Origin of the sequence: Tsukamurella sp. NPDC003166 (assembly GCF_040611135.1) — a bacterium.
Classification (GTDB): domain Bacteria; phylum Actinomycetota; class Actinomycetes; order Mycobacteriales; family Mycobacteriaceae; genus Tsukamurella.
Window position 1 is genome coordinate 36691 of sequence record NZ_JBEXNL010000013.1, and the last position, 24942, is coordinate 61632.

The 24942-nt window shown below is 71.9% G+C and carries 21 protein-coding genes; 14 read left to right on the forward strand and 7 right to left on the reverse strand.

Annotated elements, in window-relative coordinates:
* Positions 1–53: 53 nt before the first annotated feature.
* Positions 54–443 carry a DUF5319 domain-containing protein gene (locus ABZX10_RS15280; RefSeq protein ID WP_068522523.1) on the reverse strand — a complete coding sequence of 130 codons (390 nt, stop codon included), beginning with the start codon at positions 441–443 and terminating at the stop codon, positions 54–56.
* An 84-nt stretch (positions 444–527) separates the two neighbouring features.
* Here ABZX10_RS15280 and guaB point away from each other — a divergent pair, with 84 nt between their 5' ends.
* The 6 genes from guaB to ABZX10_RS15310 all read left to right on the forward strand — a co-directional run bounded on the left by guaB (position 528) and on the right by ABZX10_RS15310 (position 8379).
* Positions 528–2069 (forward strand): IMP dehydrogenase, encoded by a 1542-nt coding sequence (guaB, locus tag ABZX10_RS15285; protein WP_355541242.1) that lies wholly within the window; start codon positions 528–530, stop codon positions 2067–2069.
* A 68-nt stretch (positions 2070–2137) separates the two neighbouring features.
* Positions 2138–3307 (forward strand): GuaB3 family IMP dehydrogenase-related protein, encoded by a 1170-nt coding sequence (locus ABZX10_RS15290; RefSeq protein WP_355541245.1) that lies wholly within the window; start codon positions 2138–2140, stop codon positions 3305–3307.
* A 116-nt stretch (positions 3308–3423) separates the two neighbouring features.
* Positions 3424–5178, forward strand: a complete 1755-nt coding sequence (locus ABZX10_RS15295; RefSeq protein ID WP_355541248.1) for a GMC family oxidoreductase — start codon at positions 3424–3426, stop codon at positions 5176–5178.
* Positions 5179–5205: 27 nt separating this feature from the next.
* Positions 5206–5862, forward strand: coding sequence for a DNA alkylation repair protein (locus ABZX10_RS15300; RefSeq protein ID WP_355541251.1), 657 nt, complete (start codon positions 5206–5208; stop codon positions 5860–5862).
* A gap of 91 nt (positions 5863–5953) precedes the next feature.
* Complete coding sequence (guaA, locus tag ABZX10_RS15305; RefSeq protein ID WP_355541254.1) at positions 5954–7519, forward strand: glutamine-hydrolyzing GMP synthase; 1566 nt, start codon at positions 5954–5956, stop codon at positions 7517–7519.
* Between the two features lie 53 nt (positions 7520–7572).
* Complete coding sequence (locus tag ABZX10_RS15310; RefSeq protein ID WP_355541257.1) at positions 7573–8379, forward strand: NAD(P)H-binding protein; 807 nt, start codon at positions 7573–7575, stop codon at positions 8377–8379.
* On the opposite strand, the gene ABZX10_RS15315 is transcribed toward ABZX10_RS15310, so the two are convergent.
* A complete protein-coding gene (locus ABZX10_RS15315) occupies positions 8312–8575 on the reverse strand; it encodes a hypothetical protein (protein ID WP_355541260.1) in 264 nt (87 codons plus the stop codon). The genes ABZX10_RS15310 and ABZX10_RS15315 overlap by 68 nt on opposite strands.
* Positions 8565–9920, reverse strand: a complete 1356-nt coding sequence (locus tag ABZX10_RS15320; protein ID WP_355541263.1) for a PspC domain-containing protein — start codon at positions 9918–9920, stop codon at positions 8565–8567. The genes ABZX10_RS15315 and ABZX10_RS15320 overlap by 11 nt, the downstream gene beginning before the upstream one ends.
* Before the next feature lie 144 nt (positions 9921–10064).
* On the opposite strand from ABZX10_RS15320, the gene ABZX10_RS15325 reads away from it, so the two are divergent.
* Positions 10065–11450, forward strand: a complete 1386-nt coding sequence (locus ABZX10_RS15325) for a PspC domain-containing protein (protein ID WP_355541266.1) — start codon at positions 10065–10067, stop codon at positions 11448–11450.
* Positions 11447–12118, forward strand: a complete 672-nt coding sequence (locus ABZX10_RS15330; protein WP_355541269.1) for a response regulator transcription factor — start codon at positions 11447–11449, stop codon at positions 12116–12118. Before ABZX10_RS15325 ends, ABZX10_RS15330 begins: the two co-directional genes overlap by 4 nt.
* A 28-nt stretch (positions 12119–12146) precedes the next feature.
* Here the strand turns inward: ABZX10_RS15330 and ABZX10_RS15335 are convergent, their stop codons facing one another.
* On the reverse strand, positions 12147–13319 hold the full coding sequence (locus tag ABZX10_RS15335) for a serine/threonine-protein kinase (RefSeq protein WP_355541272.1): 1173 nt from the start codon (positions 13317–13319) through the stop codon (positions 12147–12149).
* 17 nt (positions 13320–13336) lie between these two features.
* Positions 13337–13885 carry a CGNR zinc finger domain-containing protein gene (locus ABZX10_RS15340; RefSeq protein ID WP_355541275.1) on the reverse strand — a complete coding sequence of 183 codons (549 nt, stop codon included), beginning with the start codon at positions 13883–13885 and terminating at the stop codon, positions 13337–13339.
* Positions 13886–13935: 50 nt separating this feature from the next.
* On the opposite strand from ABZX10_RS15340, the gene ABZX10_RS15345 reads away from it, so the two are divergent.
* From ABZX10_RS15345 to ABZX10_RS15370, 6 genes are all read left to right on the forward strand, one after another.
* Complete coding sequence (locus ABZX10_RS15345) at positions 13936–15441, forward strand: amino acid permease (protein WP_355541278.1); 1506 nt, start codon at positions 13936–13938, stop codon at positions 15439–15441.
* A gap of 160 nt (positions 15442–15601) precedes the next feature.
* On the forward strand, positions 15602–17719 hold the full coding sequence (locus ABZX10_RS15350; RefSeq protein ID WP_355541281.1) for a DUF6421 family protein: 2118 nt from the start codon (positions 15602–15604) through the stop codon (positions 17717–17719).
* On the forward strand, positions 17716–18420 hold the full coding sequence (locus ABZX10_RS15355; RefSeq protein ID WP_355541284.1) for an SDR family NAD(P)-dependent oxidoreductase: 705 nt from the start codon (positions 17716–17718) through the stop codon (positions 18418–18420). Before ABZX10_RS15350 ends, ABZX10_RS15355 begins: the two co-directional genes overlap by 4 nt.
* A complete protein-coding gene (locus ABZX10_RS15360; RefSeq protein ID WP_355541287.1) occupies positions 18417–19466 on the forward strand; it encodes a beta-eliminating lyase-related protein in 1050 nt (349 codons plus the stop codon). The genes ABZX10_RS15355 and ABZX10_RS15360 overlap by 4 nt, the downstream gene beginning before the upstream one ends.
* A gap of 456 nt (positions 19467–19922) precedes the next feature.
* Positions 19923–20663, forward strand: a complete 741-nt coding sequence (locus tag ABZX10_RS15365; RefSeq protein ID WP_355541290.1) for a hypothetical protein — start codon at positions 19923–19925, stop codon at positions 20661–20663.
* 26 nt (positions 20664–20689) lie between these two features.
* Positions 20690–22279, forward strand: a complete 1590-nt coding sequence (locus tag ABZX10_RS15370) for a DNA polymerase Y family protein (protein ID WP_355541510.1) — start codon at positions 20690–20692, stop codon at positions 22277–22279.
* Between the two features lie 5 nt (positions 22280–22284).
* On the opposite strand, the gene ABZX10_RS15375 is transcribed toward ABZX10_RS15370, so the two are convergent.
* Positions 22285–23553 (reverse strand): hypothetical protein, encoded by a 1269-nt coding sequence (locus tag ABZX10_RS15375; protein WP_355541293.1) that lies wholly within the window; start codon positions 23551–23553, stop codon positions 22285–22287.
* 110 nt (positions 23554–23663) lie between these two features.
* Complete coding sequence (locus ABZX10_RS15380; RefSeq protein ID WP_355541296.1) at positions 23664–24932, reverse strand: serpin family protein; 1269 nt, start codon at positions 24930–24932, stop codon at positions 23664–23666.
* Positions 24933–24942: the final 10 nt, after the last annotated feature.

Sequence of the window (24942 nt, forward strand, 5' to 3'; positions counted from 1 at the left end):
TGACGACCACGAAGGCCCCCACCGTCGGTGGGGGCCTTCGTGGATTCGGGCGCCTATTCCTCGTTCGCGAGGTTCATCGCGGCGTCGGCGTAGCCGCGGCAGTAGTCCCAGGTGACGTACGCGTCGGGCGCCGGATCGTACGCGGGCTCGTGGGGCCGGACGGTGCCGTCCACCAGCAGTTGCAGCAGGTTCGCGCGCAGCATGTCCCAGTCGTGGTAATGATCCTCCTGGCAGTCGTCGCAGCAGATCACCAGGCCGCGGACACCGCGATGGGCCAGGAGCGCCTCGTAGACGGACAGGTCGGCCAGGTCCTCCTCGACGGCGAGCCGCTCGGCGGGATCGAGGGGCTGGCCGGGGTCGAGCGAGTCCAGAGCGGCCGTGGGGTCGCTCGGATCGTCGGCGAACGGGTCCGGCGGAAGGCCGGGGGGAAGATTGTTGCGCACGCCCCCACGGTACGCAGAAATGCCCTGTTCTGGCCAGTCACACGCGCTGCACGAGCAGAAGTATCCGCCGCGTACCATGGATACATGACGCGTTCCGCCTCTTCCGCGCCCGCTCCCGGCTCTGTTCGCATCGGTGGTGACGATCCGTCCAAGGTCGCCATGCTCGGCCTCACCTTCGACGATGTGCTCCTCGTTCCCGCCGCCTCCGATGTGATTCCGTCGGGGGTGGACATCTCCACCAGGCTCACGCGCGAGATCACGCTGCGGGTCCCGCTGATCAGCTCCGCGATGGACACCGTCACCGAGGCGCGGATGGCCATCGCCATGGCCCGCAACGGCGGCATGGGCGTGCTGCATCGCAACCTGTCGATCGAGGCGCAGGCGGGGCAGGTCGAGACCGTCAAGCGGTCCGAGGCCGGCATGGTCACCAACCCGGTCACGTGCAGCCCGTCGAACACGCTCCGCGAGGTCGACGAGATGTGCGCCCGGTTCCGCATCTCCGGCCTACCGGTGACGGACGAGAAGGGCACGCTGGTCGGGATCATCACCAACCGCGACATGCGTTTCGAGGTCGACTTCGACCGTCCCGTCGCCGAGGTCATGACCAAGGCGCCGCTGATCACCGCGCAGGAGGGCGTGACCGCCGAGGCGGCGCTGGGCCTGCTGCGCCGGCACAAGATCGAGAAGCTGCCCATCGTGGACGGCAGTGGCCGGCTCACCGGCCTGATCACCGTCAAGGATTTCGTCAAGACCGAGCAGCACCCCAACGCGACCAAGGACTCGGACGGTCGGCTGCTGGTCGGTGCGGCCGTCGGCGCGGGCGACGAGGCGTGGGAGCGGGCCATGGCGCTGCGCGACGCCGGTGTCGACGTGCTGGTGGTGGACTCGGCGCACGGCCACTCGAGCGGCGTGCTCAACATGATCGAGAAGCTCAAGCACGAGCTCGGTGACGACGTGCAGATCATCGGCGGCAACGTGGCCACCCGCAGCGGCGCGGCGGCGTTGGTCGCTGCCGGCGTCGACGGCGTGAAGGTCGGCGTGGGCCCCGGCTCGATCTGCACCACCCGCGTCGTCGCCGGCGTCGGTGCACCACAGATCACCGCGATCCTCGAGGCCAATGCCGCGTGCGCGCCCGCGGGCGTCCCCGTCATCGCCGACGGCGGCCTGCAGTTCTCCGGTGACGTGGCGAAGGCCCTCGCGGCCGGCGCGTCCACGGCGATGCTCGGTTCGCTGCTCGCGGGCACGGGGGAGTCGCCGGGCGAGCTGATCCTCGTGGGCGGCAAGCAGTTCAAGAGCTACCGCGGCATGGGCAGCCTCGGCGCCATGCAGGGCCGCGGCCAGGGGAAGTCCTACTCCAAGGACCGCTACTTCCAGGACGACGTGCTCTCCGAGGACAAGCTGGTGCCCGAGGGCATCGAGGGCCGGGTGCCCTTCCGCGGCCCGCTGAGCTCGGTGATCCACCAGCTCACCGGCGGCCTCCGCGCGGCGATGGGGTACACCGGCAGCCAGACCATCGAGGACCTGCAGCGCGCCCAGTTCGTGCAGATCACGGCGGCCGGTCTGAAAGAATCGCACCCGCACGACATCACGATGACGGTCGAGGCGCCGAACTACACCACGCGGTAGTCCGGCAGTCCTCACACGTTCCCCGGGGCCGACGATGCCCCGCTCCCGTCCGGAAAGGACTGAGCGCGTTGCGCGACATGGTTGAGATCGGCATGGGCCGCACGGCCCGACGCACCTACGAGCTGCAGGACGTGAACATCGTCCCGTCGCGCCGCACGCGTTCCTCGAAGGAGGTGTCCACCGCCTGGCAGCTCGACGCGTACCGCTTCGACACCCCGATCCTCTCGCACCCCACGGACGCGATCGGCTCGCCGGAGTTCGCGATCGAGCTCGGCAGGCTGGGCGGCCTGGGCGTGCTCAACGCCGAGGGTCTGTACTCGCGACACCGCGATGCGGAGGCGAAGCTCGAGGAGGTCGTGGCGCTCGCCGCCTCCGACATCACCGGCATCGCCGCGATCCGCCGCCTGCAGGAGTTGCACGCCGCGCCGCTGGATCCCGAGCTGCTCGCGGCGGCCGTCGGCCGGGTGCGCGACGCGGGGGTGACGGTGGCCGTGCGCGTCTCGCCGCAGCGCGCCCAGGAGCTGACCCCGGTCCTGGTCAAGGCCGGGATCGACCTGCTGGTCATCCACGGCACGATCATCTCGGCGGAGCACGTCTCGAACGAGGGCTCGGCGCTGAATCTCAAGACCTTCATCGGCGATCTCGATGTGCCGGTGGTCGCGGGCGGCGTGAGCGATCACCGCACCGCGTTGCACCTGATGCGCACCGGCGCGGCCGGCGTCATCGTCGGGTACGGCTCCGCGGAGGGCGCGACCACGACCCGTGAGGTGCTCGGCATCGGCGTCCCGATGGCCACGGCCATCGCCGACGCCGCTGCGGCCCGCCGGGATTACCTGGACGAGACCGGTGGCCGGTACGTGCACGTGATCGCCGACGGCGACATCTACAGCGCCGGCGATGTCGCGCGGGCGATCGCCTGCGGCGCCGACGCCACCATGCTGGGCGCTCCGCTCGCCCTCGCGGCCGAGGCGCCCGGCAAGGGCTGGTACTGGCCGTCGGTGGCCGCTCACCCGTCGATCCCGCGCGGCGCGGTCGCGCCCGCGCAGCTGGGCGGGCTGGACGCCGGCGACGACGCGGCAGTGGGTGCCGCACCGTCGCTCGCGACGATCCTCAACGGCCCGTCGACGGAGCCGAACGGCCAGTTGAACCTGGTCGGCGGTCTGCGCCGGTCGATGGCCAAGTCCGGCTACAGCGAGCTCAAGGAGTTCCAGAAGGTCGGGCTCAACGTCGCGTACTGAGCACGAACCACTGTTATTGAGTGGAGTTTAGTAGTACCGTTACCCGTCAGTAGGGCCGTTTCAGCCGCGGCCCGGTGACGACACATGTCCTTCCGCGGACGGGTGAGGGGTGCCAGATGGCCAAGGCAGTCAAGCAGAACACGGGCGATCATTTCGACGTGCTCGTGATCGGCTCCGGGTTCGGTGGCAGCGTCACGGCGCTGCGTCTGACCGAGAAGGGCTACCGCGTCGGTGTGCTCGAGGCCGGCCGGCGCTTCGAGGACGAGGACTTCGCCGAGAGCACCTGGAACCTCAAGAAGTTCGTGTGGGCGCCGTCGATGGGCCTGTACGGCATCCAGCGCATCCACCTGCTCAGCGACGCCGTGGTCCTCGCCGGCGCCGGCGTGGGCGGTGGGTCGCTGAACTACGCGAACACGCTGTACAAGCCTCCGGCGCCGTTCTTCAACGACCCGCAGTGGAAGCACATCACCGACTGGGACGACGAGCTGTCGCCGTTCTACGACCAGGCCCGGCGGATGCTGGGTGTGGTGAAGAACCCGCACGAGACCCCGTCGGACCGGGTGATCAAGCAGATCGCCGAGGAGATGGGCGTCGCGGACACGTACACCGAGACCCCGGTGGGCGTGTACTTCAACCAGCCGGGCCGCACCGACGCGGACCCGTTCTTCGGCGGTGCGGGCCCCGCGCGTACCGGATGCACCGAGTGCGGCCAGTGCATGTCGGGCTGCCGGGTCGGCGCGAAGAACACGCTGATGAAGAACTACATCCACCTCGCCGAGGCCGGTGGGGCGCGGTTCATCCCGATGACGACGGTGACGGGGCTCCGAGAGGGCCGCAAGGGCGTGTGGGAGGTCGACACCCGGCGTACGGGCTCGAAGGTGCGCAAGAACCGCACCGTGTACACCGCCGACAACGTGGTCTTCGCCGCCGGCACCTGGGGCACGCAGACGCTGCTGCACTCGCTCAAGGACACGGGCGCGCTGCCGAAGCTCTCGGACCGCCTGGGCGTGCTGACCCGGACCAACTCGGAATCGATCCTCGGCTCCGCGCGCACCGTCGTCGACCCGGCCGAGGATCTCTCCAAGGGCGTCGCGATCACCAGCTCCTTCTACCCGACGCCGGACACGCACATCGAGCCCGTGCGGTACGGGCCGGGCCGCAACGCGATGGGACTGCTGCAGTCGCTCCTGGTCGACGGCGGCCCGGGCCGCACCCGGCTCAAGGGATTCGTCCGCGACCTGGCGAAGAAGCCGAGCGATCTGAAACTGTTGCTCACGCAGAAGGACTGGGGCCAGCGCGTGTTGATCCTGCTCGTGATGCAGAGCCTGGACAACTCGATCACCACCTACACCAAGAAGATCCCGGGCAGCAGCAAGCGCCGCATGGTCTCCAAGCAGGGCCACGGTGCACCGAACCCCACGTGGATTCCGAAGGGCAACGAGGCGGCGCGGATCGGCGCGGAGAAGCTGAACGGCGTGGCCGGCGGTACCTGGGGTGACATCTTCAACGTCCCGATGACCGCCCACTTCCTCGGTGGCGCAGCGATTTCGGAGACGGCGGAGACGGGCGTCATCGACCCGTACCACCGCATCCACGGCTACCCGTCGCTGTTCGTCGTCGACGGTGCCGCCATCTCGGCCAACCTCGGCGTCAACCCGTCGCTGTCGATCGCCGCGCAGGCCGAGCGCGCCGCGTCGCTCTGGCCGAACAAGGGCGAGCAGGACCCGCGTCCCGCGCAGGGTGCCGGCTACCAGCGCATCGCTCCGACCGCGCCGAAGGCGCCCGCCGTGCCCGCCGGCGCGCCCGGCCAGCTGCTCCTGCCCCTGCCGAAGGTTCGCCCGGCACAGGAGGCGCAGGCCCCGCAGGCCTGACGGTCCGCCGTCGTTACGCTCGGTGCCATGACACGCGTCGAGGAGGTACTGGCCGAGCTGGCGGCGCTGGAGGATCCGAAGGCCCGTGCCGTCAACGAGCGGCACGGCGATCCGCACGGGGTGAACCTCACGAAGCTGCGGGCGGTGGCGAAGGCGCTCGGCACGGACCGGGAACTCGCCGGCGAGCTGTGGGACGCGGATGACGTCGCGGGCCAGCTCGTGGCGCTGCTGATCAGCCGGCCGAAGCAGTACACCGCGGACGAGTTCGACGCGATGCTCCGGTCCGCCCGCAGCGACAAGGCGCACGACTGGCTGCTGAACTACCTGGTGAAGAAGTCGCCGCACGCCGGGGAGCTCCTGGTCCGGTGGTGGGGCGATGCCGATCCGCAGGTGCGGGCGGCGGGCTGGGCGCTCACGACGCACGCTGTGACCACGGCAGACCTCGACCGCGACGCCCTGCTCGACACCATCGAACGCGAGATGCGCGACGCCCCGTCGAAACTGCAGTGGGCGATGAACGAGACCCTCGCGACCATCGGCATCGAGGACCCGTCCCGCCGGGCGCGCGCTCTGGCGATAGGGGAGGACCTGCAGGTGCTGGCGGACTACCCGGTCTCGAAGGGCTGCGTCTCGCCCTTCGCGCCGATCTGGATCACCGAGATGGTCCGGCGCCGCGAAGGCTGACGCCGTCCATTCCTATTCTGCGGCAGGCGGGTGGGAATCGTGCGCGCCCTGGTGTCCTGACCGGAGGCGGGCGGCAACTAGACTGTTGCGGGTGACGGACTCCTCACCCAACCCGGTTCTGGTCGTCGACTTCGGCGCGCAGTACGCGCAGTTGATCGCGCGCCGTGTCCGCGAGGCGCGGATCTACTCGGAGGTGGTGCCGCACACCATCACCGCCGAGGAGGTGCGGGAGAAGAACCCGGCCGCGATCGTGCTGTCCGGCGGTCCCGCGTCGGTGTACGCGGAGGACGCGCCGAACCTCGACCCCGCGGTCTTCGATCTCGGCGTCCCGGTGTTCGGCATCTGCTACGGCTTCCAGATGATGGCCCGGACCCTCGGCGGCACCGTCGCCAACACGGGTGGGCGCGAGTTCGGCCGGACCACCCTGACGCCCACGGGCGACGGTGTGCTGCACGTCGGGCTGCCCGCCGAGCAGCCGGTGTGGATGAGCCACAACGACGCCGTGCAGGTCGCCCCGGAGGGCTTCTCGACGGTGGCCTCCACGCCCGGCGCGCCCGTGGCCGCGTTCGAGAACGTCGAGAAGCGGATGGCCGGTGTCCAGTACCACCCGGAGGTGCTGCACAGCCCGCACGGCCAGGAGGTTCTCACGCGCTTCCTGTACGAGGTCGCCGGGCTGAAGCCCACCTGGACCGCCGCGAACATCGCGGAGCAGCTGATCGAGGACGTGCGCGCACAGGTCGGGGAGAACGGCCTCGCGATCTGCGGCCTGTCCGGCGGTGTCGACTCGGCCGTCGCGGCGGCGCTGGTGCAGAAGGCCATCGGCGATCGTCTGACCTGTGTCTTCGTCGACCACGGCCTGCTGCGGCAGGGCGAGCGCGAGCAGGTGCAGACCGACTTCGTCGCCGCCACGGGCGCGCGCCTGGTCACCGTCGACGCCGAGAAGACCTTCCTGGATCGTCTGGCCGGAGTCAGTGATCCGGAGACCAAGCGCAAGACCATCGGCGAGTTGTTCATCCGCTCGTTCGAGGGTGCGGTCAGCGAGGTCGTGGGGAACGCGGACACCACGGTCGACTTCCTCGTGCAGGGCACGCTGTACCCGGACGTCGTCGAGTCCGGCGGCGGCGCGGGCACCGCGAACATCAAGAGCCACCACAACGTGGGCGGCCTCCCGGAGGACCTGGAGTTCACCCTCGTCGAGCCGCTCCGGCTGCTGTTCAAGGACGAGGTCCGCGCCGTGGGCCGCGAGCTCGGCCTGCCGGAGGAGATCGTCGGCCGGCAGCCCTTCCCGGGGCCGGGCCTGGCGATCCGGATCGTCGGCGAGGTCACCAAGGACCGGCTGGACCTGCTCCGCAAGGCCGACGCGATCGCCCGCGAGGAGCTCACCGCCGCGGGCCTCGACGGCACCATCTGGCAGTGCCCCGTGGTGCTGCTCGCCGACGTCCGCAGCGTGGGCGTGCAGGGCGACGGCCGCACCTACGGCCACCCGATCGTGCTGCGCCCGGTCAGCTCCGAGGACGCGATGACCGCGGACTGGACGCGCGTGCCCTATGAGACCCTTGAGATCATCTCGACCCGCATCACCAACGAGGTGGAGGACGTCAACCGGGTGGTGCTCGACGTGACGAGCAAGCCGCCGGGGACGATCGAGTGGGAGTAGGGGCGTGACGTAGCGGTCAGCTTCTGACCGGTGCCCTCGGTACCGTCGATGCCATGACGATTCTGGTGACGGGTGCGACGGGCAACATCGGGCGGAAAGTGGTCGACGAACTGGTGGGACGGGGTGTCACCGACATCCGCGCGCTCACCACGAACCCCGCGAAGGCGGCGCTGCCGAGCGGGGTGCACGCCTTCAGCGGCTTCATCGGGAAGCCGGAGACGCTCGACGGTGCCTTCGAGGGCGTGACCGCGATGTACCTCGCGCCGTACGAGCCCACGGCGGCCGAGGTGCTGCGGCGTGCGAAGGCGGCCGGCGTGCAGTACGTGGTGGCGCTGTCCGGTGGGGCGCATTGGCAGGCGTTGGCCGACGAGGTCTTCGCCGCGGGCCTCGACGTCACCCAGCTCGGCCCGGGGGAGTTCCTGGAGAACTTCGCGGGCTGGGCGGGCCAGGTGGCCGACGGCGTCGTTCGGGAGCCCTACCCGGATGCGGGCGGCGCGCCGATCGCGATGGCCGACATCGCCGCCGTCGCGGCGGCACTGCTCGCCGCGGAGGACCGCGGCCCGCACGTGGGGCGGATGTACGACCTCACCGGCCCCGAGTTCCTCACCCGCGTCGACGCCGTCGCACGGATCGCCGAGGGCATCGGCCGCGAGGTGCGGTTCGAGCAGATCAGCCGCGAGGAGGCCGAGGCCGCGCTCACGGCGCAGATGGGCGACATGGCCGGCTGGTATCTGGACCTGCAAGACGCCTCCCGCTGGTACCGGCAGGAGGCGAACTCGCTGGTCGAAGAGCTCAGTGGCCGTCCGGCGACGGGTCTGGCGCAGTGGGCTTCGGAGCATCGGGCCGTGTTCGGGGCCTGATCAGCAGCACCCCGGCCGCCGCGACGGCGGCGATGGCGAGGCCTCCGACGAGGGTGCCCGCGCTGATCAGGTTCGGGCCGCCGACGGCGCCCCAGACGGCGATCACGACGGCGGCGATGCCGGCGATGAGCAGTGCGGGCGAGAAACCGTGGCGCGGTGCGGCGCCGTTCTCCGTGCTGGTGCGGTCAGCGGACACGGGTCACCTCCACGTCTCCGACGTTGCCGCGGGCCACGATCGTCAAGGTCGGCGAGCCCGGGGCGGCCGCGGCGCCGCGGACCAGCCCGTCGGGACAGTGCGTGTCGCCCACGCCCACCGAGCAGTGCACGATCACGTTCATCTTCTCGGGCACACTGATCCGCGTCTCGCCGACCGCGACCTTGGTGTAGACCGTGCGATCCTGGTCGAGGGCGAGCCCGCGCAGGTCGAGGTTCAGGGAGCCCGCCTGCACGGTGTACTTCTCCTGGAGTGTGCTCGGGTCGGTGACCGTGAAGTTCTGGTCGCCGCGCGGGGCGTCGGCGTAGCCCGACATCACGTTCTGCGCCATGGTGCCGATCACGACGAATCCCGCGAGTGGGATGGCGACGGCGAGCAGCCCGTACCCGGAGCGCCGGAACGCGCCGATGACGAGGCCGCCGCCCACCACGGCCAGTACGATGGCGGCGCCGACCACGGGTGAGATCGGCACGCCGAGAACGAGGTTCACGGTGGCGATCGCCGCAGCCGTCAACAGGGCGATGCCGAGCGTCACCGGCGTCACGCGCGTGCGTCGCTTCGGGCCGACCGGGACCGGCGCCACGGCGGCGGCGGGCTCGGGCAGGTCCCAGGCGAAGGGAGCGGCGCCCAACGGATCCCAGCGCGGCGGGTGGATCTCCTCCGTCGCGTGCGTCTGGACCCGCGAGCCGTCCTCGGGTGCCTTGCGCAGGTTCACGGGGGTCGACGGTGCCGTGCCCGACGGTGCCGAGGTCGGTTCGGGCGCCGCCTCCGGCGCGGGTGCGTCGGTGGGCCGGGCCGGTTCCGACGGTGCCTGGCCGGTGGTGGGTGGGGTCCATACCGGCTGCCACGGGAACGCCGCGGCGGGCGGCTGCCAGGCGCCGACCGGGGCGGGAGCGAACCGGGTCGTGACGGCGGTGCCGGGCGCGGGGACGGGGAGACGCTGGTGCAGCGCGTACCAGCCGGCCAGCAGCAGGGCGAGGCTGATCAGTCCGGCGCCGGGCCACGACGAGCTGAAGTTGCTGCCGAAGGTCACGGCGAGGACCGCCGCGATGATCAGGACGAAGGTGGGCGGCCCCGAGCGCTGTACGGGCGTGCCGTACGCGTACTCGGATTCCTTGGGGAGGAAGAAGATCCCGACGATGTAGGCGACGAAGCCGAGTCCGCCGAGCACCGTCGCCCCGATGAAGGCGGCGCGCACGAGCGCGACGTCCACCTGGTAGCGGCGGGCGAAACCCGTGCAGACGCCGGCGATCGGCGCCTGCCGGGCCCGGAGTGGCCTGGTCTCCCACATCTGCCGGAGCTGGCTGGAGAGGGTTGTCGTGTCCATGCTGTCGATCCTGCGGGTAGGGGCGCGGCGGCACCATCGGGGAAGCCCCTGAATTCGCGCACGCCACAGGTCGGGGTGTGCGCGGGAATTCAGGGGCTTCCCCGATAGTCGTCGAGTACCGTTCGTGCCACTATCGAGGGCACGATGAGCAGACGAGCACAGCGCCGCTGGGCGCGGCAGGAGGCCCGCAGGCAGGCCTGGCAGCAGGGCTGGCACCAGTCCTGGCAGGCCTGGCAGCAGAACGGGCACCCCGCGCCGTCCGCCGCTGTCCGCCCGCCGGCGTCCGCGGTCGTGCCCCCGCCCGGGCGGCCGGCGCCGGCACCGTCGTACCCCCGGATGCACCGTCGCAGTGGCGGTGCGGTGATCGGCGGGGTGTGCGGCGGCATCGCCGATCACCTGGGTGTCGACGTCACCAGGGTCCGCATCGCCTTCACCCTGCTCGCGCTCCTCGGTGCGGGTGTGGTGATGTACGCGCTGCTGTGGTTCATGTGCCGCCCGGGCACGGACACGGAGCGACCGGATCCGGCCGAGCGCCGGCAGGGCCTGGCCCTGGCGGTGCTCGGTGTCGTCGGTGCGGCGACCCTCGCGTCGGTGGCGAGCAGCACCAGCGCGGGATTCGTGGTGCCGGTGATCGTCATCGGCGTCGGCGCCGCGCTGGTCTGGCGCGAGGCCGATTCCGCGCGCACCCCGTCGACCGCGCTGGGCGGCTCGCGCCTGATCACCTGGCTGCGCATGCTGGGCGGCGTCACGCTCGTGATCGTCGGTCTCGCGGTGGTCTTCCTCGGCCGCGTGGACGTGGCGGCGATCCCGACGGCGCTCGCCGCGGTCGTCCTGACGCTGGTGGGCGTGGCACTGCTGACGGTGCCGATCTGGGTGCGGATGTGGCGCGATCTCGGCGCCGAGCGTGCGGCCCGGGTGCGCACCATCGAGCGGGAGGAGATCGCCTCGCACCTGCACGATTCGGTGCTGCAGACGCTCGCTCTCATCCAGAAGCAGTCCGCCGACGGTGCCGCTGTCAAGCGCCTCGCCCGCAGCCAGGAGCGTGAGCTGCGCGAGTGGCTGTTCGGCGGGGCGGAGGCGCCCGCGCGGTCCCTTGCCGCGGCGCTGAAGGCGGCGGCCGCGGACGTGGAGGACGCGCATTCGGTGGCAGTGGACGTCATCACGGTCGGCGATGTCGAGGGGCCGGAGCTGGGCGTCGACGACCGGTTCGCCGCGCTGCTCGGTGCGGCGAAGGAGGCTATGGTCAACGCCGCCAAGCACTCCGGCTGCGAGAGTATCGACACGTACGCCGAGGTCGACGAGGACTCGGTGGCGGTGTTCGTGCGGGACCGCGGCGTCGGATTCGACCCGGAGACGGTACCGTCGGACAGGCAGGGTCTGGCGAAGTCGATCCGGTCGCGGGTGGAGCGGCGCGGCGGCACCGTCGCGGTCCGGTCCACCCCGGGCCGCGGCACCGAGGTGCGACTGACGATCACCAGGCCCGCCGACGGCGACGAGATCGCACACGAGAAGGCGGAGGAGAACGCGTGAGCTACCGGGTGTTCCTGGTCGACGATCACGGGGTGTTCCGGTCCGGCGTGCGCGCCGAGCTGGCCCGCGAGGACGCCATCGAGGTGGTGGGGGAGGCGGGTACGGTCGCGGAGTCCGTGGCCGGGATCCTCTCCGTCGCACCGGACGTGGTGCTCCTCGACGTCCACATGCCCGACGGTGGCGGCGTCGCCGTTCTGCGGGGCGTGGCCGACGGTGCCCCCCGCGCCAAGCTCGCGACGATGCCGGTCTTCCTGGCACTGAGCGTCTCCGACGCCGCGGAGGACGTGATCGCCACGATCCGCGCGGGCGCGCGCGGCTATGTCACGAAGACGATTTCGGGGCAGGAGCTGGCCGATGCGGTGCGTCGCGTCGCGGAGGGCGACGCCGTGTTCTCGCCGCGGCTCGCCGGTTTCGTGCTCGACTCGTTCACCGGCCGCTCCCCGGTCCCGGAGCCCGCTCTCGACCCGGAGCTGGATTCGCTCACCCCGCGCGAGCTCGAGGTGCTGCGCCTGCTCGCCCGCGGCTACACCTACAAGGAGATCGCCGAGGACCTGTTCATCTCGGTGAAGACGGTCGAGACCCACGCCTCGAACGTGCTCCGCAAGACCCAGCAGAGCAACCGGAACGCGCTCACCCGCTGGGCCCACACCCGCCACCTGGCGGACTGAGGTCCGGCCGCGCGCTGCCGGTCTCGCGTCAGCCCAGGGCGACGATGATCCCCGCGATGATCGCGGCGAGCACGATGAACCCGCCGATGATCCACGCGGCGAGAACCGTGTTCGACATCTTCGACGGCGGCGCCACGGGCGGCGGGACGTAGGCGCTCGGTCGCGGCGCTGGCGGGACGGGCCGCTTGCGTTCAACGGGTCCCGACGACGCCGTACGGCTCGTACCGCTTCGATCACCGGCGGCGCGTTCACCCGCGGCGCGGCGCAGCCAGACCGCCGGCGCGCCCTCCGCGGCCTGGAGTGGCGCGGCGAGGATCGCCGACGGGCTGCCGCCGGCCGCGGCCACCGAGGCGAGTCGGTCCCGCGCCTCGGTGAGCGAGGGGCGGCGTTTGGGACTCGGCTGCAGCATGTCGAGGATCACGCGGGTCAGCGCGCCGTCGTGCTGGGGCGGATCGATCTGCCCCAGAGCGACCTTGTGCAGCAACCGGATCGAGTCCTCGTCGACGCCGAAGGGCGGTGCCCCCTCCAGCGCGGTGTACAGCGTGGCGCCCAGCGAGTACAGGTCCGAGGCCTCGGACGGTTCGGTGCCGCGGGCCACCTCGGGGGCGAAGTAGGCGGGCGTGCCGGTGATGATGCCTGCCGGGCCGGCTTCGTCGCCCTCGGCCCGCGCGATGCCGAAGTCGGAGAGCTTGACGGTGCCCGACGCGCGGCCGCGGTTCGCGATGAGGATGTTGCCGGGCTTGATGTCGCGGTGGATGATCCCCGACTGGTGCGCCTCGATCAGCGCGTCGGCCACCTGTGCGCCGATCTGGGCGACCTGACGCTCGGGCATCGTCCCCGTCATGTGCAGCACCTGCGCGAGCGACCGCGACGGGAGGTACTCCATGACCAGCCAGGGTTCGCCGCGGTCGAGGGCCACGTCGTACATCGCGACGGCGTTGCGGTGTTGCAGCCGCGCCGCGAGGCGGCCCTCGTGCAGCGCCCGCTTGCGCAGCTCGTCCGCCTGTTCCTCGGTGAGCCCCTCGGTGGAGATCACCTGCTTGGCGGCCACGTCGCGCTCGAGCCGCTCGTCCCGGGCCAGCCAGACGGCGCCCATGCCGCCGCCGCCGATCTTCGAGGTCAGGCGGTACCGCCCGGCGACCAGGTGATCGGGCCCCGGAACGCCCCTGATCGTTCCGCCCGCACCCGTCGATTCCGCCACGCCGTTGATCCTAGAGGTCAGGCGCGGCGCGCGCGGTACGCGGCCACGTTGAGGCGGTTGTTGCAGCCGTCGTCGCAGAACCGGCGCGAGGAGTTGCGGGAGAAGTCCACGAACACCCCGGCGCAGTCGGGAGCGGCGCAGTGCCGCAGGCGGTCCAGCGCGTCGGCGCGCACCACGTCGACCATGCCCATCGCGGGCTCGGCGAGGAATCGTTCGGCGATCGGCGTCCCGTCGTTCCAACCGTGCAGGTGGTAGGGCCAGTCGTCGTGCCGGACGAGCTGGGGCAGTACGGCCGCGTCGCGCAGCATGCGGTTCACCAGGTCGACGGTGCCGGCCTCGTCACCGGAGAGGTCCCACAGGCCGCGCAGGACGCGGCGGACGGCGTGCACCCGGTCGAGCTCGTCCTCGCGCAGCGGGATGGGCCCCGTCCAGCCCCAGCGCTCGACGAAGGAGCGCAGTGCGGCGACGTCGCGGAGTCGTTCGTACCGGCCGGTGCGCGCGTCGGGGGCGGTGTTCACCAGGTCGGCGGCGCTGGCCAGAGCGGAACGGGTGTCGTACGAGAACATGTCGTTGCGAATGGTATCCGGTGCAGCGTCGCGGTCGCTACTCTCATCGGGTGTCCAGTCCCCTCGGAATCACCCCTGACGAGACCCTGCGCAAGGGCCTGCAGAGCCGCCACATCAGCATGCTCGCTCTCGGCGGCGCGATCGGCACGGGCCTGTTCGTGGCGTCCGGCGCCACGATCAGCCAGGCCGGCCCCGGCGGTGCCCTCGCCGCCTACGCGCTCATGGGCGTCATGGTCTTCTTCCTCATGCAGAGCCTCGGCGAGATGTCGGCGTACCTGCCGTGCAGCAACCCGTTCGAGGAGTACGGCACCCGGTTCGTCAGCAAGTCCTTCGGCTTCGCCGCCGGATGGAACTACTGGTTCAACTGGTCGATCACGCTGGCCGCGGAGGTGGTCGCAGGCGGGTTGATCATGAAGTTCTGGCTGCCCGACGTCCCCACCTGGGTCTGGTCGGTCGTCTTCCTCGTCGGGCTGTTGGCGTTGAACCTGTTCGCGGTGAAGGCGTTCGGTGAGGCCGAGTTCTGGTTCGCGTCGATCAAGGTGATCGCCGTGGTGGTCTTCCTGATCGTCGGCGTGCTCATGGTGGTGGGCGTGGTCGGTGACGGACCTGCTCCGGGCGTGAAGAACTGGACCGTCGGCGACGCGCCCTTCGTGGACTTCCCGCTCGGCATGCTCTCGGTGTTCCTCATCGCCGGCTTCGCCTTCCAGGGCACGGAGATGATCGCGGTCGCCGCGGGGGAGGCGATCGAACCCAAGAGCGCGATCCCGCGCGCTGTGCGGACCGTGTTCATCCGGATCCTGGTCTTCTACATCGGCACGCTGACGATCATCGCCTTCCTCATCCCGTACACCAGCCCCGAGTTGCTCGACGCCTCCGCGGAGAACGTCGCGGTGGCGCCGTTCACCCTGGTGTTCAAGCTCGCGGGGATCGATGCCGCGGCGTCGATCATGAACGCGGTCATCCTCATCGCCATCCTCTCGGCCGGCAACGCCAGCCTGTTCGCCGCCACGCGCGCGCTGTACGGCCTGGGGGTGGAGGGCAACGCGCCGAAGATCTTCGCCAAGGTGACCAAGGCCGGCGTTCCCATCGCGGCCACGGCGGCGACCACCGTGATCGGCTGCCTGTGCTTCCTCGCCGGCCCGAAGGGCGACGGTGCCGCGTACACGGTGCTGGTCGCCGCATCGTCGGTGGCCGGGTTCGTGACCTGGATCGGGATCGCGTGGGCGCACTACCGCTTCCGCAAGGCGTGGAACGCGCAGGGGCGCTCGCTCGACGTCCTGCCCTACAAGGCCTGGCTGTACCCTGCGGGGCCGATCGTGGCGCTCCTCATGTGCGTCGCGGTCGTCGCGGGCCAGTACTACGTCGCTGTCAACGATTCCGACACGGGCGGCAGTGTCAGCCTGTTGCTCACCACCTACGCCGCGCTGATCCTGTTCCTCGGCCTGTGGTGGGGGCACAAGCTGGTCACGAGGTCGCCGACCGTCGATCCCGCGGCCGCGGACCTGTCGCCGGTCGCCGCTGCGTCGGCGCACCACGATCCCGACCGGGTGGGCTGACCGAATCGTTCCCTCGCATACGGCCGACCGGGTTCATCACCCGGTCGGCCGTTCTCATGTGTGTCCGCTCCCCACGACCTGTGCCGTTCCGCTCGAAATCAAGGTCTCCGACCGCTAAGATCGCGTTAAGAGATGTAAGAGGCAAATGATCGGAACGGTTATGTCTGATAATTCCGTGTTCCCGCGCGTGGTGGTCGAACAGGCCCGCAGCTGCGCCTGGGCGACCACCCTGGACCGCGCCCGCGAGCTGGTACCCGTGAACCCCGGCGATGTCAGCCTCGCGCAGGCGGTGCAGACCCTGCGCCGCCGCGGGATGTCCGTCTCGGACGGGCTGTTCCCGCAGGTCACCGTCGAGGCGCTTCGTGAGACGGACGTGTACGTGATCCCGCACCTCGCCCGGCAGGGCGTCGAGCGGACCACCGGCGATCTGCCACCCGTCTACGCCCCCGGCGAGCTCGACGCGATCGAGCAGTACGTGCGCGCCGGCGGCGGGCTCGTCGTGCTCGCCGAGTGCGACACCGCCACGTCCGGCAACAACCTCGACGAGCTGCTGGGCCGGTTCGGTGTGCACGTCGAATCCGTGGTCGTCCAGGAGTCCGCCGGCGACCGCCGGCACGGCGGCAACGCCACGTGGGTGCGCTCGGACATCGCCCCCGAGCTGGGCGGTCAGGGCATCGTCGCCGCGGTCGAGGGTGCGGTCTTCTACCGGACCGGCGTGCTCGACGTTCCCGCCGACGCGGTCGTGCTCGCGCGCACGAGCCCCACCGCCTCGCCCGCGGATCGCCCCCTCGCGGCGGCGCTGCAGGTGGGCCGCGGTCGGGTCGTCGTGTTCTCGGACTCGGACCTGTTCGGCGACGACTGCATCGACGACCTCGATCAGCGCACGCTGTGGGCCAACACGGTCACCTGGGCCGCGGGCACGCACGAGGACGCCGCCGCCGACGGTTCCTCCGCCGTCGCCCGCAGCGCCGACTGGATCGCGCTCAAATCCGCCGTCGAGGACCTGCGGGGGCTCCAGGGCGCCGACGGTGCCGTCGCCGAGCCCGCAGACCACGCGCGGGCCGGGGAGCTGGTCGACGAGATCGTCGCCCGCATCGCCGCGCTCGCACCGCTGTTCGCGCACGATGCGGAGTACCTCGCCGCTCTCCCGCGTGACTTCCGGCGGTGGGTCGAGAGCGGTTTCGCCCGCCCGGAGTTCGACGATTCCCTTGCCGCTTTCCGGCCGGACCTGGATCGCGCCGACGGCGCGGAGCACCTCGTCGTCTTCCCCATGTACACGCAGAACGGCAACGCCGGCAAGGTCTTCGAGGCCGTGCTGCTGCGCGTGGTCTGGCCCGAGTGGCTGGCCGACGTGGAGCGCCGCTACGGGAACGAGAAGTTCCTGTCCGTCGCCTTCGAGGATTTCACCCCGGGCTACGACACCCACTCCGCGGTCCTCTTCCCGGAGACCGTGACGGTGGCGCAGACGCCCGAGTTCCACTGGGGCGCCATCTTCTGCGACCGCGAGGCCGCCCGGTTCCGCCGCGTCACGAGTGCCGCCGGTGAGCTTCTCTCGCTGCAGCTGCCGCCCGACGGTGAGCGTCTGGTCGCCTCGCAGGCGCTGGCGCAGTCGACCTTCGCCATGTGGGACCTGATCCACGACCGCACCCACAGCCGCGGTGATCTGCCCTTCGATCCGTTCATGATCAAGCAGCGGATGCCGTACTGGCAGTACGCCCTCGAGGAGCTGCGCTGCGACCTGACCACCTTCCGTGAGGCGTACCGCCTCGAGCAGGAGGGGCACCCCTACGGATTGCCGGTGCAGTTGGCGATTCTGTGCGACCGGCTCTTCCGGTTCCCGATCACGGGTGACCGGGTGCGCAACTACGACGGCCTCGGCGGCCAGCTGCTGTTCGCTTATCTGCACCGCCACGGCGCGCTGCGCTGGCGCGATAATCGCCTCTCCTTCGACTGGAAGGAGCTGCCGCTCCAGGTGATCCGCCTCGGGGAGGAGATCGAGGAGCTCTACCGCACCGGCATCGACCGGTCCAAGGTGGGGCAGTGGCTGGCGAGCTATCAGTTCGTCTCGTCCTACGTGGCACCCGGCCCGGGTTCCGTGTGGGCGAAGGGCCCGGAGGCGTTGCCGCTCGACGGTGAGCCGCGCGGTCTGGTGGACCTGGTGCTTCCGGACGAGTTCCCGCTCAACGTGTTCTACGAGGCCCTGCGCCGTAAGATGAGCGCCGTGATCGAGAGCGCTCGGGGCATCACGGCATCGGCCCCGATCGAGGTGCCGGCATGAGCGGCGTGACGGGACGCACCGTCGTGGTGACGGGCGCGAACGGTGCGCTCGGCCAGGAGGTCGTGCGTGCGCTGGTGAATGCCGGGTCGAAGGTCGTCGTGATCACCCGGGGCGCGCCCGCCGCGGAGATCGCCTCCCTGGAGGGTGTTTCCGCGTACCGCGCGGACCTCGCCGATCGTGCGGCGGTCCGCGCTGCGGTGGAGGAGATCCGCGCGGCGCACGCCGGTGTCGACGGGCTGCTGCACCTGGTGGGCGGCTGGCGCGGCGGCGTGCCGATCGACGAGGCGGACCCGGCGGACTGGGACTTCCTGGAGGCCGGGCTGATCCGGAGCCTGCAGAACGTCACGCAGGCGCTGTACCCGGCGCTGATCGCGAGTTCCGATGCGCGGGTGGCGATCATCTCGTCGACCTCCGTCGCCAAGCCGACCGCGAAGAACGCGGCGTACGCCGCCGCGAAGGCGGCGTCCGAGGCGTGGACCTCGGCGCTCGCGGATGCCTTCACCGGCACCGCCGCCGCGGCGGTGATCGTGCGCGTCATGGCGCTGCTCACCCCGCAGATGAGGGCCGATGCGCCCGAGCGGAAGTTCCCGCGCTACACGCCGATCGGCGATGTCGCCGATGCTCTGGTGGCGCTGTGGGACATCCCTCCGGCCGAGGCGAACGGCACCGTCGAGACCCTGGTTCCGGAGGCGAAGGCATGACGCGACTGCACGACCCCGCGAAGCGGGGCTTCGCGAGCGACAACTACGCCGGCGTGCTGCCGGAGGTGCTCGAGGCCGTGGCCGAGGCCAACCTGGGACACCAGGGCGCGTACGGCGCGGACGTGTACACCGCTGCTCTCGGCGAGCGGATCGTCGAGCTGTTCGGCGCAGGCGCGCAGGCGTTCCCGGTGTTCAACGGCACCGGTGCGAACGTCGTCGCGCTGTCGGCGGTGAGCGATCGCTGGTCCGCCGTGGTGTGCGCAGATTCGGGGCACATCCACGTCGACGAGGGCGGCGCCCCGGAGAAGGTGGCGGGGCTCAAGCTGTTCGTCGTCCCCACCGCGGGTGGGAAGGTGACGCCCGAGGCGATCACCGCCGCCGTCCCCGACCGCGCGGGCGACGTGCACTGGGCGCAGCCGCGCGTGCTGTCGGTGGCGCAGTCCACCGAGCTCGGCACCGTCTACACCCCCGACGAGCTGCGCGCCCTGGCCGACTACGCGCACGAGCGCGACTGGCTGCTGCACATCGACGGCTCCCGGCTCGCCAATGCCGCCGCGAGCCTCGGCGTTCCGCTGCGCGCCATCACCACTGACATCGGCGCCGACATCGTGAGCGTCGGCGGTACCAAGAGCGGCCTCCTGGGCGCCGAGCTGGTGCTGGTTCTGAACACCGAGCGGGCCGGCGGCACCGAGTACGTGCGCAAGCTGTCGATGCAGCTGGCGTCCAAGCAGCGCTTCCTGGCCGCGCAGTTCCTGGCCCTGTTCGACGGTGACCGCTACCTCCGGGTGGCCGGGCACGCCAACGCGATGGCCCGGCTGCTCGCCGAGCAGGTGGGCGGGATCGACGGCGTGCGGCTCACCCAGCCGGTGCAGTCCAACGCCGTGTTCGCCGAGCTCCCGCACGCCGCCGCCGAGGTGCTGATGGAGCAGGTCCCGTTCTACTTCTGGGACGAGATCCGCGGCGAGGTGCGCTGGATGTGCGCCTGGGACACCACCGAGGATGATGTCCGCGCCTTCGCCGAGCTGGTCCGCGCCCAGCTGACCTGATCCGGGATCAGCCCTTCGGCTGGCGCCTGATGAAGTCGGCCATGCCCGGGACGGAGAATGCGATCCGGCCGTGCTCGGGCGCCCAGACCAGGCCTTTGGCGATGGTGGAGTCGCGAAGTCCGCTTGCGCCGCTCAGCGTTCACGGTCCATGTATGCAAGATTATGTGAGAGTATAGAAAAAATCCAATACTCGCACATAATCTCCGAGACTTTCGGTTCGAGGTGTTGTGGGTGATGCGCCTGGCGCACCGCTTCAGCGTCGGAACTGTCTCTCACCTGTGGAAATGTATCGATGCGTCGCGCGCATCGCCCCGCTGGACCCTCCCGCCTCGACGCTTGACGCCGCCGCCGCGGCGGTCCTACTCTGGACTCTGAATCGAACAGAAGTTCTAGTCACACCTTCCCTGTGGCTCAGCTTCCGAACGTGGATCAGAACGTAGGGGAGGGGTGTGACAGGTGTCCACACGTGTTCAGGCGATGGGCGGCAACCGCGAGGAGAAGCTCGCGGAGCTGCGCAAAAGACTCGCGGCGCTGCCGGAGAAGCACCGTCCGGGGAAGGCTCAGGCGCCGCAGGGACCGCCGCTGCAGGAGGAATCCGCGCAGCTCGGTGCCGTTCCCGACGCAGGTGTGCTCCCGGTGCACGAGGAGCTCGCCGCGCTGCTGCCCGGCCGCGGCCTGCCCCGCGGCAGCGTCGCCACACTCGAGGGCGCGGGATCGCTCGCCGTCTCGCTGGTGGCCACGGTCTCGCGGGCCGGCGCCCGCGTCGCGCTGTGCGGGGCTCAGGGCTTCGGCATGGCCGCGGCACTCGAGCAGGGGGCCGACCCGGAGCGCATCGCGCTCATCGAGGGGCCGCTCGCGGATCCGGTGGCCGTCGCGTCGGTCCTGCTCGACGGTGCCGACGTGGTGTTGTGCGAGCTCGGCGGCATCGCGGTGCCGCCCAGTCGCGGCCGGGCGATCGCCGCCCGCGCCCGGTCTCGGGGCTCGGTGCTGCTGGTCACCGGCGGCACGTGGGAGGGCGCCTCGCTGCACCTCGGCGCCCGCGTCCAGGGCTACACCGGCCTCGGCAGCCGGCCCGGCCGCGGGCGGATCCGCGGGATCGACCTGGTCTTCTCCGCGCGCGGTCGCGGCTGCCGCAACCCCTACCGGGGCTCGGCGGGCACGGCATCGTCGACCACCGGGCTGGCGGTGGCCCGGTGACCGCGCCGCACCCCCTGCAGCAGACCGTGCCGCAGCCGAAAGCCCAGCGCATCCTCGCCCTGTGGTGTCCCGACTGGCCGGCGGCCGCGGCGGCGGCCGATGCCGACCTCGCGCCCGATCGCCCCGTGGCGGTCCTGCACGGGAACCGGGTGGTCGCGTGCAACGCCCCGGCCCGGGCGGACGGGGTGCGGCGCGGCATGAAGCGCCGCGAATCGCAGGCCCGCTGCCCGGACCTGCACGTCGCGCAGGCGGACGAGGGCCGGGACGCGCGGGTCTTCGAGCCCGTCGCGGGCGCCGTGGCCGCGCTGATCCCGCTCATCGAGGTGCTGCGCCCGGGGCTGGTGGTGATCCCCGCGCGCGGTGCTGCGCGGTTCTTCGGCGGCGAGGAGCAGGCGGCCGAACGCCTGGTGGACGCCGCCTCGTCCGTGGGCGCGGAGTCGCTCGCCGGCATCGCCGACGAGGTGTTCACCGCGGCCCTGGCCGCCCGCCGCGGCGTCGTCGTGCCGCCGGGGGAGTCGGCCGCCTTCCTGGCCCCACTGGACATCGCCGAACTGGGGGCCGAGCCGGCGCTCGCCGCGGAGGATCGGACCGACTTCATCGACCTGCTGCGCAGGCTGGGGCTGCGCACCGTCGGCGCCTTCGCGGCGTTGTCCGCGACCGACGTGGCCACCCGCTTCGGGGTCGATGCGATCGCCGCGCACCGTCAGGCCCGGGCGGTGGCGGACCGGCCCCCGTCCACCGCGGCGCTCCCGCCCGGCTTGGAGGCGGAACTGCGGCCGGACCCGCCGATCGACCGGGTCGACGCCGCCGCCTTCGTCGGCCGCGCCCTGGCCTCGGAGCTGCACGGGAAGCTGTCCGCGGCGGGGGTGGCGTGCCTGCGATTGGAGGTGTCCGCGATCGCGGAGAACGGTGAGCGGCACACCCGCATCTGGCGCTGCGCCGAGCCCCTCACCCCCGACGGCACCGCGGACCGGGTGCGCTGGCAGATCGACGGCTGGCTCACCGGCGGCCGAGGCGAACAGGGCGGCCCGGGCGCCCCGATCGTCCTGCTGCGGCTCGAACCCGTCGAGGTGGTGGACGCCGGGGCGCTGCAGGCCGGCATGTGGGGCGACGAGGGGGACGGTGCCGCCCGCTTCCGTCGCGCCCTGGTCCGGGTGCAGGGCCTCCTCGGCGGCGAGGCGGTCCGGATGGGGGTGCGCAGCGGCGGCCGCGGCCCCGCGGAGCGGGTCACCTGGGTGCCGCTGGGCGACGAGACGGTCCCGGCCCTCGACCCGGACGCGCCGTGGCCGGGGCGGATGCCGGAACCGGCGCCGGCGGTGCTGATCCCGGGCGCGGCGGTCACCATGACCGACGCCGCGGGCAACGCCGTCCGGGTCACCGAACGCGGCGGCTTCACCGGTGAACCCACGCATCTCACGTGGGGATCGCGGGACTGGGCACTGCGCTGGTGGGCGGGGCCGTGGCTGGTCGACGAACGGTGGTGGGCGCCCGACGCCGCCGCCGGACCCCGCGCCCGCGCGCAGGTGCTGCTCGAGCCCGCGCCCGGCCGCGACGACGGCCGGGCCCTGCTGCTGCAGTACGCCGGCGGATGGGAGGTGGAGGGCGTGTACGAGTAGCTCGCCTAGCCCGCGCTGCCCGAGAACGCCACCGCGAGATACGGGTTGGTGTCGTCGGAGGGTGCGGGACGGAAGCGGTTCCGACGGTGCTTGGCCGGCTTCCCGGGCGTCGCCGTCGGGTCCTCGGCCGACGGTGCCGCCGGCGCGGCGTCGTCGTCAGTGGCGGCGGGCGCCGCGGCATCGTCGGGCTCGTCGGCTCCGGCCGGCGGCAGGACCCGGTGGTGCCCGGTGGCGGGGACTTCGATGACGTCCGCCGCAGGCTCGACCGCAGCTCCTGCCGCCGCCGCAGCCGGCGCCGTTGTCGCCTCTCGGCGGCGCAGCCGGTGCGCGACGCCGAGCGCGACGAGATAGGTGACGGTGCCGGCCGCGCCGCCCGCGACGAGCGCCCAGGCCAGGGGTCGGGCGATGCCGGGGTCGGGCGCCGGTGCGGGCGCACTGGTCACCGAGCGCAGGCGGGTCTGGGTGAGGGCGAGCTGGCCGTCGATGGCGCCCAGCGCCGTCTTCAGTTGTCCCATACCGGTGGTCAGGTTGGTGATGGAGGTGTTCACGTCCTTGCGGGCGGAGGCCAGCTTGGTCAGGCCGTCCCGCAGTTGGCGGGCCGCGCTGCGTGCGGAGGTGAGCGAGGCGTCGGCGTTGGCGGAGGCGTTGCTCAGGCTGCTCGTCATGCCGGCGAGCGTGCCGCGCAGACCGGCGACGTCGTCGAGGGCGCCCACGCCCTTCGAGCCCGCCAACGCGCGATCGAGCTGCGCGACCGCCTCGGCGGAACCGGGCGACGGGTGCTCGACGAGCCGTCCGCGCAGTGCGACGAGCGCCGCGCGGGTCCCCGCCGCCACCTGCTGCAGGCCCTGCGTCCGCTCGAGTGCGCCGCCGAGGGTGGCGGTGGCGCGGTTCACCTGCGTCAAGGCGGCGGACAGCGACGACGCCTCATCCAGGCCCGAGACCAACTGCTCGGAACCGGTTTTCGCGGTGTCGATGCTGTCGAAGATCTGCGGCACCGAGCCCGCCGAGATGTTCAGGCCATTGCCGGCGGAGACCACGGCGTTCGACAGCAGACCGAACAGGGTGCGCGACTCGTCGGCGGCCTTGAGAGCGACGCGCGTGTTCTCGGCGTTCTCCCGCTCCTGCGCCGGGGCCGGCGGAGTGGTCCCGGCGGCCACGAGGAAGACGGCGCCGCCCGCGACGAGCGCGACCATGACGGCGAGCAGCGCGGTGCCCGTGAGGGCCCACGCCGAACGGGCCGCCGCGCGGAGCGGGCGGGAGAGCTTCGAGGTCATGCCTCAACCTTAACGTGAAGTCGAGACTTTTGGTGAAACCGCAACCGCCATCATTGTTTTGGTATCGCAAGTCGTACGCGTACGGTGCTCGTCGACCGGGCAGCGGGCTGTCAGGAGCCCGGGCGGTCGACGGTGCCCATGAGCAACGGGAGTCCGGTCGCGGTGTCCACCACCGCGTACGCGAAGGCGCGGTCCACCGCGAACGGGGCGGGCCCGGGGCCGGTCTCGGGAGCGGGTGTGGTCGCGGTGTCCGATGCGGTGCCCTTCTCGCCCACGGTGAACACGGCGGCGGCGCGGGCGTCGGCCACCGTCGGCGATCCCGGCGCGATGCCGCCGAGGCCGGGCGCGGCGAACAGCCCCGTCAGGCCGGCATCGCGGAGCGGGGCGACGAGCGGGGTCCACGACGTCGAACGCCACTTCGGCAGGCTCACCTCGTGCGGGATCGACGGTGCCGCCGCGAGCGCGATCCGGGCGGCCGTGAACCGGCCCTCGCTCGCCGCATCGGTGACCGGCGTGCCGGGCGCGGGCAGCACGATCTGCAGCGCCAGCGTGGTGCCGTAGTCGAGTTGCAGCGCGGAGAAGCCCTCGCCGGCGGCCACCCGCGCGGGCACCGTGCCGCGCAGGGTCGGCGGGTCGACCACGGCACCGTCGGCGGCGGTGAACGGCGACGGTCGCGTCCTGGCGGCGTCGAACGGGAAGCGCCACGCCGCGGCGAGGTAGGCGGTGGTCACCGCCGCCAGCCGGGCGTCGGTGCCGGTCCTCAGCGGGGCCGCGGTGAGCGTGCTATCGGTGTTCACCGCGACCCATTCGCCGAGGGGCGCACCCACGTCCTGACGGAAGTCCACGGGGTAGACGCCCGTGCCGTACGAGGCGGAGAGCGCGTCCAGGTACGCCGGCCGCACCCGACGATCCTGCGGCTCCTTCGCCGCCAGCAGTGCCACCTGCGACTGGAACAGTGGCGCCGCCGGCGGGGTGGTCGCCGGTATCGTGCCGGGGTCGCCCGCCCACTGCGCGGTCTGGCCCGTCAGGGCCGCCATCGCCCGGGGGAGGTTCTTCGCGACGCCGAGCCCGGCACCGTCGAGCTGCGCAGCGGTCTCGCCCTCCGCGCCGGCCCGCAGCATCCCCAGCAGGCTCAGTACGGACCACGGCGAGACGGCGGTGCTCCCGGCGCGGGTGTCGCGGACCGCCAGCTGCGCGCCGAGACGGGTCGCGGTCGCGACGAGCGCGGTGACGTCGGCCCGGGTCTCGTCGATCCCGACCTGCTCGAACTCCGTCTTCGAGCGGTCGAGCGACAGCACCTTCGGTGATGACGGTGCGCCGCCGCACGCCGCGAGGGTCCCCGCGACGACCAGCGCCAGCGCGGTCCGTCGGATCTGCATGAGGGCCATG